Origin of the sequence: Patulibacter sp. NPDC049589, assembly GCF_040675535.1 — a bacterium.
GTDB lineage: Bacteria > Actinomycetota > Thermoleophilia > Solirubrobacterales > Solirubrobacteraceae > Patulibacter.
The window spans coordinates 36,736-46,970 of sequence record NZ_JBFAPC010000022.1; the positions used below are offsets into that span (position 1 = coordinate 36,736).

The 10,235-nt window shown below is 74.6% G+C and carries 8 protein-coding genes, 1 pseudogene and 1 riboswitch; of the genes and pseudogenes, 2 read left to right on the plus strand and 7 right to left on the minus strand.

Going from position 1 to position 10,235, the window contains the following annotated elements; translation table 11 throughout:
* Positions 1-2: 2 nt before the first annotated feature.
* From zwf to AB0L40_RS06370, 4 genes are read right to left on the minus strand one after another with little or no spacing between them, the layout of a single operon-like run.
* Positions 3-1,526, minus strand: coding sequence for a glucose-6-phosphate dehydrogenase (gene zwf, locus AB0L40_RS06355; RefSeq protein ID WP_364350887.1), 1,524 nt, complete (start codon positions 1,524-1,526; stop codon positions 3-5).
* A 27-nt stretch (positions 1,527-1,553) separates the two neighbouring features.
* The gene (gene gnd, locus AB0L40_RS06360) at positions 1,554-2,492 is read right to left on the minus strand and encodes a phosphogluconate dehydrogenase (NAD(+)-dependent, decarboxylating) (RefSeq protein WP_364350890.1); all 939 of its coding nucleotides are present in this window, start codon (positions 2,490-2,492) and stop codon (positions 1,554-1,556) included.
* Positions 2,492-4,162 carry a glucose-6-phosphate isomerase gene (locus AB0L40_RS06365; protein WP_364350893.1) on the minus strand — a complete coding sequence of 557 codons (1,671 nt, stop codon included), beginning with the start codon at positions 4,160-4,162 and terminating at the stop codon, positions 2,492-2,494. The genes gnd and AB0L40_RS06365 overlap by 1 nt, the downstream gene beginning before the upstream one ends.
* Complete coding sequence (locus AB0L40_RS06370; RefSeq protein ID WP_364350896.1) at positions 4,159-5,076, minus strand: ROK family protein; 918 nt, start codon at positions 5,074-5,076, stop codon at positions 4,159-4,161. Before AB0L40_RS06370 ends, AB0L40_RS06365 begins: the two co-directional genes overlap by 4 nt.
* Before the next feature lie 97 nt (positions 5,077-5,173).
* Here AB0L40_RS06370 and AB0L40_RS06375 point away from each other — a divergent pair, with 97 nt between their 5' ends.
* Both AB0L40_RS06375 and AB0L40_RS06380 read left to right on the plus strand, forming a co-directional pair.
* A complete protein-coding gene (locus tag AB0L40_RS06375) occupies positions 5,174-6,091 on the plus strand; it encodes an NAD(P)H-binding protein (protein WP_364350899.1) in 918 nt (305 codons plus the stop codon).
* A gap of 62 nt (positions 6,092-6,153) precedes the next feature.
* A complete protein-coding gene (locus AB0L40_RS06380; RefSeq protein ID WP_364350902.1) occupies positions 6,154-6,957 on the plus strand; it encodes a hypothetical protein in 804 nt (267 codons plus the stop codon).
* 75 nt (positions 6,958-7,032) lie between these two features.
* Here the strand turns inward: AB0L40_RS06380 and glpX are convergent, their stop codons facing one another.
* The 3 genes and pseudogenes from glpX to AB0L40_RS06395 form a co-directional block, all read right to left on the minus strand.
* Positions 7,033-8,022: a class II fructose-bisphosphatase gene (gene glpX / locus AB0L40_RS06385; RefSeq protein WP_364350905.1), complete on the minus strand. Its 990-nt coding sequence runs from the start codon at positions 8,020-8,022 to the stop codon at positions 7,033-7,035.
* 214 nt (positions 8,023-8,236) lie between these two features.
* Positions 8,237-9,016, minus strand: coding sequence for a septal ring lytic transglycosylase RlpA family protein (locus AB0L40_RS06390; RefSeq protein WP_364350908.1), 780 nt, complete (start codon positions 9,014-9,016; stop codon positions 8,237-8,239).
* A 79-nt stretch (positions 9,017-9,095) separates the two neighbouring features.
* Positions 9,096-9,265: riboswitch (cyclic di-AMP (ydaO/yuaA leader) on the minus strand.
* A 330-nt stretch (positions 9,266-9,595) separates the two neighbouring features.
* Positions 9,596-10,235: pseudogene (locus tag AB0L40_RS06395) on the minus strand (hypothetical protein); the annotation flags it as partial.

The window sequence follows — 10,235 nt, forward strand, 5'->3', positions numbered from 1 at the left end:
GGTCAGATCGCCCGCCAGCGGTCGCCGGGCAGGAGGATCCGGCGGGCGGTCTTCGGGCCGGCGGTGCCGGCCGGGTACTCGTCGGGGGCCCCGGACGACCGGCCCCAGGCGGTGAGGATCGGGTCCATGACCGTCCACTGCGCCTCGACCTCGTCCGCGCGGGTGAACAGCGTCGCGTCCCCGCGCATCGCGTCGGTGACCAGCCGCTCGTAGGCCTCCGGGGACGCCGAGAGGAACGCCGTGCCGTACGAGAAGTCCATCGTCACCGGGCGCAGGTTCATGCCCGATCCCGGGACCTTCGCGGCGAGCTTGATCGACACGTGCTCGTCGGGCTGGATCGAGAAGACGATCTGGTTGGGCTCGACGGTCGTGCCGTCGAACGCGTTGTGCGGCACGGGCCGCAGCGTCACCGCGATCTCGGTCAGCTTGCGCGAGATCCGCTTGCCGGTGCGGATGTAGAACGGCACGCCGGCCCAGCGCCACGTGTCGACCTCCAGGCGGAGCGCCACGAACGTCTCGGTCGTCGAGGACTCTGGGACGTCCGGCTCCTCGAGGTAGCCGTGGACGTCCTCGCCGCCGATGGAGCCCGGGCCGTAGCGCCCGCGGACCGCGACCTCCTCGATGCGGTCCGGGTCGATCGGCGTGATCGCCCGGAGGACCTTCACCTTCTCCGTGCGGATGTCGTCGGCCGTGAACGTCGTCGGCGGCTCCATCGCCAGGTTGCACAGGAGTTGCAGCAGGTGGTTCTGGACGAGGTCGCGCAGCGCGCCGGAGGTGTCGTAGTAGCCGGCGCGACCCCCGACCCCGACGGACTCCCCGGCCGTGATCTGCACCGACTGGATGTGGTTGCGGTTCCAGAGCGGCTCGAACAGCCCGTTGGCGAAGCGCAGCGCCAGGAGGTTCTGGACCGTCTCCTTCCCCAGGTAGTGGTCGATCCGGTAGACCTGATCCTCGCGCAGGACGCCCAGGACCCGGGCGTTGAGGGCGAGGGCCTCGGCCTTGGTGGTCCCGAACGGCTTCTCGATGATCACCCGCACGTCGGACTCGGCGCGATCGGACAGACCGTGGGCACCGAGCTGCTCGATGATCGGGCCGAAGAAGCGCGGGGCGGTCGAGAGGTAGAAGACGCGGTTGAGCGCCTGTCCGGCGCGGTCGTCCAGCGCCTTCAGCCGCGGGGCCAGCTCGGAGTAGGCGGCGTCCTCCTCGAAGCCGCCGGAGACGAACGAGACCGTGCTCAGGAAGGTCTCCATGACGAGCTCGTCGCAGGGGCGCCGGGAGTGCTCCCGGATCGCCTCCTCGACGAGGGCGCGGTAGCCCTCGTCGTCGAGGTCGTCCATCGCGACGCCGACGAGCCCGAAGCGCTCCGGCAGCGCCCCGTCGTGGGCGAGGTTGTAGAGCGCCGGCAGCAGCTTGAGCTTCGACAGGTTGCCCGTGCCGCCGAAGATCACGAGGACCGACGACGGCGGGGGCAGCTGGTCGAGCCCCTCGCCGAGGGGGTTGGCGTCCTGCGTGATCTCGGTGCTCATGGAGACGGGCGACCGGCGCGCGGGCGGTCAGTCGTTCCGCTTGACGGCGTGTCCGCCGAACTGGTTGCGCAACGCGGCGAGCACCTTGGACCCGTAGTCGTCCTCGGTCCGCGACGCGAAGCGCGCGAACAGGGACGCCGTGATCACGGGCAGCGGCACGCTCTCGTCGAGCGCGGCCTCGATCGTCCAGCGGCCCTCGCCGGAGTCGTCGACCCACGGCTGCAGCGCGTCGAGGCCGGTGCCCTCCTGCTCGAACGCCCGGGCGGACAGCTCGTTGAGCCACGAGCGGACGACGGAGCCCTGCTCCCAGAGGTGCGCCACGCGGGCGAGGTCGAGCTCCGGGTTGTTCTTGTGCAGGAGCGCGAAGCCCTCGGCGAACGCCTGCATCATCCCGTACTCGATGCCGTTGTGGACCATCTTCACGTAGTGGCCCGAGCCGGAGCCGCCGACGTGCTCCCAGCCGCGGTCGCCGATGACGTGACGCGACTTCTCGTTCGTCTCGGGCGCCAGCGAGTCGAGCACGGGGGACAGGGTCTCCACGGCCTGGGACGGGCCGCCGACCATCATGCAGTAGCCGACGTCGAGGCCCCAGACGCCGCCGGAGGTGCCGACGTCGAGGTAGTGGATGCCCTTGCCCGACAGCTCGTCGGCGCGGGCGGCGTCGTCGCTCCAGCGGCTGTTGCCGCCGTCGATGATCACGTCGCCCGACGACAGCAGGCCGCCGAGGGCCTGGACGGTCGAGATCGTCGGGTCGCCGTGGGGGACCATCACCCAGACGTGGCGCGGGGCCTCCAGGGCGCCGACCAGGTCCTCGAGCGAGCCGACGGCGCGGGCGCCGGTCTCCTCGGCCAGCGCGGCGGCGAGGTCGGCGTCGCGGTCGTACGCGACGACGTCGTGGTCGTCGCGGCGCAGCCGGCGGACCATGTTGCCGCCCATCTTGCCGAGTCCGATGAACGCGATCTGCATCAGGAGTCCCCCTGGATGGCGGTGGTCAGTGCGGCCAGGCTCTCGAGCCAGTCGCTGCCCAGGCTGACCCGCAGGACGGGTCGGTCGTGGGCGCCCAGCGTGCGCAGGTCTCCCTGCGACTGGGCGTGGAAGAGCGTGCGGAACGAGGTGGTCGGATTGGACGGCTCGTCTTCCGAGTCCGGGGCGGGGATGGTCCGCTCGGCCCGCGGGTCGTGCTCGAGGATCAGGTAGCGGCCCACGGCCGGCCCGCCCTTGTGCAGCTGCCCGGTCGAGTGCAGGTAGCGCGGCCCGAAGCCCGTCGTGATCGCGGCGTCGGTGCGGCCCGCCAGCGCGGTGCGCAGGCGCCCGACCTCGGCGGCGGCGTCGGCGCTCGGCGGCAGGTAGGCCAGGATCGCCAGGTACTCGGGGGCGGCGAGGCCGTCCACGAACGCGAGGACGGCGGCCGGGTCGACCTCGTCGGCGCCCGGGATCGGCGTGCCGTCGGCGACCTCGGCCAGGACGACCTTCGTGGCGTCCTTGGCGGCCTGCACGTCGGGCTGGTCGAACGGGTTGATACCGAGGCCCCAGCCGACGACCGCGGTGGCGACCTCGGCGGCGGCGAAGGCGGCGCCCAGCGCGCCGTCGCCCGCGACGATCAGCTCGAGCACCGGCACGCCGGCGGCGGTCGACTCCTCGATCGCCGCGGTCAGCTCCGCGTCGTCCTCCGTCCCCCGCAGCACGAGCAGCTGGCGGTCGGAGGAGACCGTCGGGAGCCGGCCGTGGTCGGCGGCGGGATCGTCGACGACCGGCAGGACGCCGTGGCCGTGCTTGCCCGTGGACTCGGCGACGAGCTGCTCCAGCCACAGGCCGAACGAGCCGAGGCGCGGGTCCTGCACCCGCAGCGCGAGCTTGTCGCGGCCGGTCTTCGCGAGCGCGGCGATCGCGGCGCCGAGCCGGACGGCGGCGTTCTGCTCGACCGGGGCCCTCGACGCCTCCAGCGCGCCGACGGCGCCGTGCAGCAGGGCTCCGAGGTCGGCGCCGGTCAGCGCGGCGGGGACGGTCCCGAACGGCGAGAGCGCGCTGTAGCGGCCGCCGATCTCGGGGTCCCCGTGGAAGATCGCGCGGAACCCGTGGGCCTTGGCCATCGCCTCGAGCCCGGAGCCCGGGTCGGTGACGGCGACGAACGCCTTGCCGTCCGGGTTGCGCGACCAGAAGTGGCGGAAGAGCGAGACCGTCTCGAGCGTGCCGCCGGACTTCGTGGAGACGAGCACGAGCGTGCGCTCCGGCTCCGTGGCCGCGTCGACCGTGGCGACCGCGTCGGGGTCCGTCGAGTCGAGCATGCGCAGGCGCAGGCGGCCGTTCTGCGGGCCGCTCCAGTGCCAGACGACCTCCGGGGCCAGCGACGACCCGCCCATGCCGACGAGCACGACGTCGGTGAAGCCCTCGCTCGCGACGGCGGCGGCCAGGTCCTCGAGCGTGGTCTGCTCTTCGAGCCCGCGGGCCGGCGCGTCGAGCCAGCCGAGCCGGTCCGAGACCTCCGCCTGGCCGGCGGGCCCCCACAGCGTGTCGTCGCGGTCCCACAGCCGTTCGGGGACGCGTTCCTCGGCGGCGCGCGCCACCTCCGCGTCGACGGCGAGCCGCTGCTCGTCGGTCAGGTGCCAGCGGAGGGCGGGGGGCGTGGGGTCGCTCATCGGGACGGGAGCTCCTCGAGTCGGGCCAACAGGGCGGCGCCGCGCAGTCCGGCCTGGGGGCCGTGCTGGGCGACGCGGATCTCGGTCTCGCTGCCGAGACCGGGAAGGAGGAGGCGGCGGGCGGCGGCGCGGGCGGGGGCCACGAGCAGCTCGCCGGCGCGGGAGACGCCGCCGCCGACGACGACGACCTCGGGCTCCAGCAGCGTGATCACCGCGGCGATGCCGACGCCGAGGCGCTCGCCGAGCACCCGCAGGCCGTCGATCGCGGTCGCGTCGCCGGTCTCGGCGGCGTCGGTCAGCGCCGGGCCGTCGGCGAAGCCGCGGTCCCGCGCGAGGCGGTCCAGGGCACGGCCGCTGGCCCAGTGCTCGAGCGAGCCCGGGAGCGGCGCGTCGCCGGCGGGCGGCGCGCCGTCGGTGAGGTCGGCGCCGACGGTCAGGTGTCCGAGCTCGAACGCCGAGGTGCGGGACCCGTGCAAGGGGCGGCCCTCGATGACGGCGCCGCCGCCGATGCCGGTCCCGACCGTCACGCAGACGAGCGAGCGGAACAGCAGGCGCAGGTCCTCGTCCCACGCCTCCGACAGCGCGGCGAGGTTCGCGTCGTTGTCGACGCTGACGGGGACGCCGAGGCGCTGCGCGAGCTCGTCGCGCAGCGCGACGTCGCGGAACGCGTCGATGTTCGCGCTGGAGACGACCCGGCCGTCGGCGATGCGCACGACCGACGGGACGCCGATCCCGACGCCGTCCACGGGCCCGAGATCACGGACCATCCGGACGATCTGCGCGAGCAGCGCCTCGGGCTCGTCGACCTGCGTCGGTTCGAGCCCCTGGGGGGTGAGCGTGGTGCCGTCGAGCAGGCCGACGGCGACCTTGGTCCCTCCGACGTCGACTCCCGCGGTCCGGGCCGTGCGATCCATCCCGGCGAGGTTCGCACATCGCCGCCGGGCTCTCGCTGTCCGCAGGTGAAGTTCCGCACCGACAACCATTGGACGGACGCGCACGTACCCTGCGGTGATGGTGCAGAGCGCGGCTCCCGAGCGGATCCTCCTGACCGGCGCGACCGGGGCGATCGGGGGGCGACTGGTGCCCGGCCTCGTGGCCGGCGACGGGACGGGTCCGGCGGTCCGGGCGCTGGTCCGCGACCCGGCGCGCGCCAGCCTCCCGGACGCGGTCGACGTCGTCCGCGGCGACGTCTTCGCGGGGGAGGGCCTCGACGCCGCGCTGGAGGGCGTCGACGTCGCCTACTACCTGATCCACGCGATGGGTCGGGGCAACAAGGGGGACTTCGCGGACCTCGACCGGCGCGGCGCGTGGAAGTTCGGCGAGGCCGCCGAGCGCGCCGGGGTCCGCCGGATCATCTACCTCGGCGGGCTCGGCGGGAAGAAGGCGGAGGAGTCCCACCACCTGCAGAGCCGGGCGGAGGTCGCGAAGATCCTCGCCGCCCACGTGCCCGAGCCCGTCCATGCGCGCGCCGCGATGGTGATCGCGTCCGACAGCCAGTCGTTCGTGATCCTCAAGCACCTCGTCAGCCGGCTGCCGGTGATGATCTGCCCCGAGTGGGTCGGCACCCGCAGCCAGCCGATCGCCGCGCGCGACGTGACCGCGGCGCTGCTGGCGCTGGCGGCCGTCGACGGCGTGCCGGACGAGGTCCAGCTCGGCGGCGCCGAGGTCCTGACCTACCGCGAGATGATGCTGCGGACCGCCGACGCGCTGGAGCGGCGCCGTCCGCCGATGGTGCCGGTGCCGTTCATGACGCCGCGGCTGTCGTCGCTCTGGGTCAGCCTGTTCGGCGGGGTGGAGTACCCGCTCGTGCGGCCGCTGGTCGAGGGTCTGCGCGCCGAGATGATCGTCACGGCGCCCCCGCCGGCCGGGGTCAACGACGCCCCGCTGGGCTTCGACGCGGCCGTCGCCGAGGCGATCGCCGGCGACTGACGGCCGCCCGCGGCGCCCGGGGCGGTGGCCCGGGGCGCCCGCGGCTGCTTGACTGCACCCCGATGCCGTTCGTCCCCCTGGTCGCGGTCGTGATGATGGTCACGACCTACGTGGCCCTGAAGATCACGCGCGCCCGGCTCCGGGCGCAGGAGCGACGGGAGAACATCACCGTCGGCCGGCTGGTCAACCACACGGGCCTCGACGCGGAGACCGGCGCGGTCTACTCGATCCAGACGGCGTCGATCACGACGCCGACCGAGCGGCTCGACGGCATGTGGTCCACGCACCACCTCGAGCGCCTCGCGCGCTCCTACTGGCTGTACATGGAGCGCTTCTCGCTCGGCCTCGTGCGCGTGCACTACGACGACCGCGGCCGCTACGTCTGCTTCCTGTCGCGACACATCCCGCTCCTGGGCTTCAAGGAGCCCGAGTACGAGTTCGGGGAGACGCTCGGCGTCGTGCGCTGGCCGATCGACCGCGGGCTGCTGATCTCGCGCAAGGGCCGGGGCCGCGGCTACCTGGAGATCGAGGTCCACCGCCGCGACGGGGTGGGCAAGGACGGCACGCCGCTGAGCCGCGCGTACGTCGAGCTCGAGGTCTCGGGCTTCTACCCGACGCTGAACTCCGGGCTCGCCTACCTCGTCTACAAGCACACGCAGTCGCGGTACCACGTGCTCCTGGCGTACGGCTTCATGCGCTCGCTGGCGCGCGCCGACCTCGCGCCGTCGAAGATCGGCCGCTTCGCCGCCGGGATCCAGAGTGCCGGGGACGAGGAGTCGCCGGAGCGGATCCCGCGCCGGGGCCGCCGGAGGACGGCGTCCGAGGACGAGCCGACGGGGACGACCCCGCGGGGCCTGTCGGGCTGACCCCCCCCGCGCCGGGGGCGGACGTCGCCGCCCGCCGGGGGAGCCGCCGGGCCCCGCGAGGCCCGGCCGATCGGACTAGGAGATGCCGTAGCCGGGCATGTCCGCCAGCTTCAGGCGGCGGTGCCGGGCGTGGACGCGGCGGACGGTGTCCGAGCCGGCGCGCATGACGACGGACTCGGTGGTCGCTCCGCCCTTCGGGGTGCGGCGGACGCCCTGCAGCAGCTCGCCGTCGGTGACGCCCGTGGCGGAGAACATGCACTCGTCGGCGTTGACGAGGATGTCCTGCGTCAGCTGCCGGTCGAGGTCGTAGCCGCCGGCGATCGCGGCCTGGCGCTCCGCCGCGTTGCGCGGGTAGAGCCGGCCGACGAGGGCGCCGCCCAGGCACTTGATCGCGGCGGCGGCGATGACGCCCTCCGGCGTGCCGCCGATGCCCCACAGCAGGTCGACGGCGGACTCGTCCATGACGGCCAACAGGGACCCGGCGACGTCGCCGTCGGTGATCAGGCGGACCTTGCCGCCGGCGTCGCGGATCGCCTCGATCTGCTCTTGGTGGCGCGGGCGGTCGAGGACGACCGTCAGGACCTCGGAGATGTTCTTCTTGCGGCGCTCGGCGATGAGGCCGATCGTCTCGACGACCGGGCGGTCCAGGTCGAGCAGGTCGGCGATGTCGCGGTCGCCGGCGAGCTTCTCCATGTACACGCAGGGGCCCGGGTCGAACATCGACCCGCGCGGGGCGATGGCGATGACCGCCAGGGCGTTGGGCTGGCCCTTCGCCGTCAGGGTCGTGCCCTCGAGCGGGTCGACGGCGATGTCGACCTTCGGGCCCTCGCCGTTGCCGACGCTCTCGCCGTTGTAGAGCATCGGGGCCTCGTCCTTCTCGCCCTCGCCGATGACGACGACGCCGTCCATGGCGACGGACTCGAGCACGTGGCGCATGCCGTCGACGGCCGCCTGGTCGGCGGCGATCTTGTCGCCGCGTCCCGCGAGACGGGAGGCCGCGAGGGCGGCCGCCTCCGTCGTGCGGACGAGCTCCATGGCGAGGGTGCGGTCGGGCGTGGTGGTCATGCGCTCTCGGTCGTCTGAGGTGGGTGTCCGGACGCGCCGCCCGCTCGGGACGGACGACGCTTCCGGCACGGCGATCCGGGCAGCTTATGGACTCGTCGTGTGATCACGCGGTCCGTCTCGAGGGATCCCGCCCGGCCGGCAGGGGTCGCGGCAGGCGCCGGGGGGCGACGGCGATCCGCCGTCCGGTGGGCCCGTCGCCCGCCGTGGCGGACCCTCAGCGCCCGGCGGGGGCGCTGGAGGGCGTGGCGATGCGGGGGAGGTCGTCGCGCTGCACGAAGGAGACGGCGTTCACCCCGTCGACGCCGATCTCGTCGGCGGCGGTCTTCGTGAGGTCGAAGGTCGCGCCGTTGGCGAACGGTCCGCGGTCGATGACGGGGACGACGATCGACTTGCCGCCGCGACGGATCTCGACCTGCGTGCCGCACGGGAGCGTCCGGTGCGCGATGCCGACCGTGTCGGCCTGCAGCGTGACGCCGCAGGCGGTCTTCTGGCCGTAGAAGCCGGGGCCGTACCAGGTGGCCTTCGCGCGGCCGAGGATCGCGATCCTCACCGTCGGGGCGTCGGTGGTCGCGCGGGTGCTCGCGGCGGCGGCCTCGGTGGACCCGCCGGCGACCGCGGCGTCCGCGTCCGCGTCCGGGGCGAGGACGACCCGGAGCTCGTGCACGCTCGTCGAGCGCGTCTTCCAGGTGGTGGCGAAGCGGCCGGTCGAGCGCACGCGGGCCGTGGCCGCGCGGACCCAGCGGCCGGTCGGGGTCTTGCGCTCGACGTTCACGCGGCGGTCCGCGAGGTTCGTCGTGAAGGAGCCGCTGACCTTGACCGGGCGGGAGGCGTCCTTCGTCGGCAGCGCCGACCAGGTGCCGGCACCGGCGAGCTCGGCGGACGCGCGGGTGGGCGTCGGACCGTCCGTCGCGGGCGCCGCGGGGGTCGCGGGCGCGGCCGTCGTGGCCGCCGCAGGGGCGGCTCCGCCGGAGCGGTAGTCCGTGGCGGAGGCCACGGCTGGGAGTGCGAGCAGCGCTACGAGGCCGGCAAGGGCCGTACGCCGCACGGGCATGGGTGCGATCACGTCATCCAGTTGGTTCTCGTTCCGTGCCTACGGGGTGAGCTGTCGGGCTCGCGCTGAACGAGTGCGCTACGGACCTGAAACCGGTCCGATTCGCCCCGACGAGCGGCCTCTTCAGGCTGCTCGCATTGGGTCCCCCGCCGCGGGTCGAACAGGTCGTCCCGCGCTCGGCGTCGAGAAGTATGGCACAGGACCCCGGGGCGTCATAACCGCCCTGCAAACCGCCTGGACGGCGCGGCGCGCCGGGGGCGCGGCGGCCGGAGGCGGGGCGACCCGCTTCGGATCGCCCCAGGCTCGGGTACGGAGCCCGACGCGACCCGCGGCGTGGGTGGGGTGGGCGCGGGAGGGTGGTCGTCGGTGGTCGTCGGGTTCGGTGCCGCTGAGGTACCGAAGTCGATGCGACCGGCGGCGCGGGTAGGGCGGGCGGCGGTGGTCGTCGGTGGTCGTCGGGTTCGGTACCGCTGAGGTACCGAACTCGATGCAGCCGGCGGCGTGGCGGGCGGGCCCCGGCGCTCAGCCGCGCCCGAGGCGCTTCAGCACGCCGCGGACGAGCTTCTCGCCCTGCTTCGCGGCGTCCACGGCCAGCTTCTCGCCCTGGCGCGCCGCGCCGCCGACGAGCCCGCCGACGGACAGCCCCGACCCGGGGGCGTCCGCGCCCGAGGGGGTCGCCCAGCCGGACTTGGGCGCGGGCGGGACCGGCGGCTGCACGGGAGGCGTGGCCGGGGCGGCGGCGCGTCGTGTCCCGCGGGCGGGGCGCGCGGGGGAGGCGTCGGCCGGCGGCTTCGCGGGCGCGGCCTTCGTCTGCGGAGCGACCTTGGGGGTCGCGGCGGTCTTGGGCTTGGCGGCGGCCTTCGGGGCCGCGGCGGTCTTGGGCTTGGCGGCCTTGGGCTTCGCGGCGGCCCTCGAAGCCGCGGGCGCCTTCGGCGTCGCGGCCTTGGGGGCCGCGGCGGCCTTGGGCTTCGCAGCGGCCTTGGGGGTGGCGGCGGTCTTCGAGGCGGCGGCCTTCTGCTTCGCGGCGGACCCGGTGCCGCCGGCCGCCTTCGCGGTCGCCGCCCGTGGCTTGGCGGCGGCCCGCGGCTTGGCGGCGGCCCGCGGCTTGGCGGCGGCCCGCGGCTTGGCGGGCGTCGACGCCCGGGCGCGCGCGGGAGCCTTG

What these genes read in the sequence shown, in the direction of transcription:
- AB0L40_RS06370 (WP_364350896.1), bottom strand. Translation starts at nt 5,076, where the DNA reads ATGGATCGCACGGCCCGGACCGCGGGAGTCGACGTCGGAGGGACCAAG.
- gnd (WP_364350890.1), bottom strand. Translation starts at nt 2,492, where the DNA reads ATGCAGATCGCGTTCATCGGACTCGGCAAGATGGGCGGCAACATGGTC.
- AB0L40_RS06380 (WP_364350902.1), top strand. Translation starts at nt 6,154, where the DNA reads ATGCCGTTCGTCCCCCTGGTCGCGGTCGTGATGATGGTCACGACCTAC.
- zwf (WP_364350887.1), bottom strand. Translation starts at nt 1,526, where the DNA reads ATGAGCACCGAGATCACGCAGGACGCCAACCCCCTCGGCGAGGGGCTC.
- glpX (WP_364350905.1), bottom strand. Translation starts at nt 8,022, where the DNA reads ATGACCACCACGCCCGACCGCACCCTCGCCATGGAGCTCGTCCGCACG.
- AB0L40_RS06365 (WP_364350893.1), bottom strand. Translation starts at nt 4,162, where the DNA reads ATGAGCGACCCCACGCCCCCCGCCCTCCGCTGGCACCTGACCGACGAG.
- AB0L40_RS06375 (WP_364350899.1), top strand. Translation starts at nt 5,174, where the DNA reads ATGGTGCAGAGCGCGGCTCCCGAGCGGATCCTCCTGACCGGCGCGACC.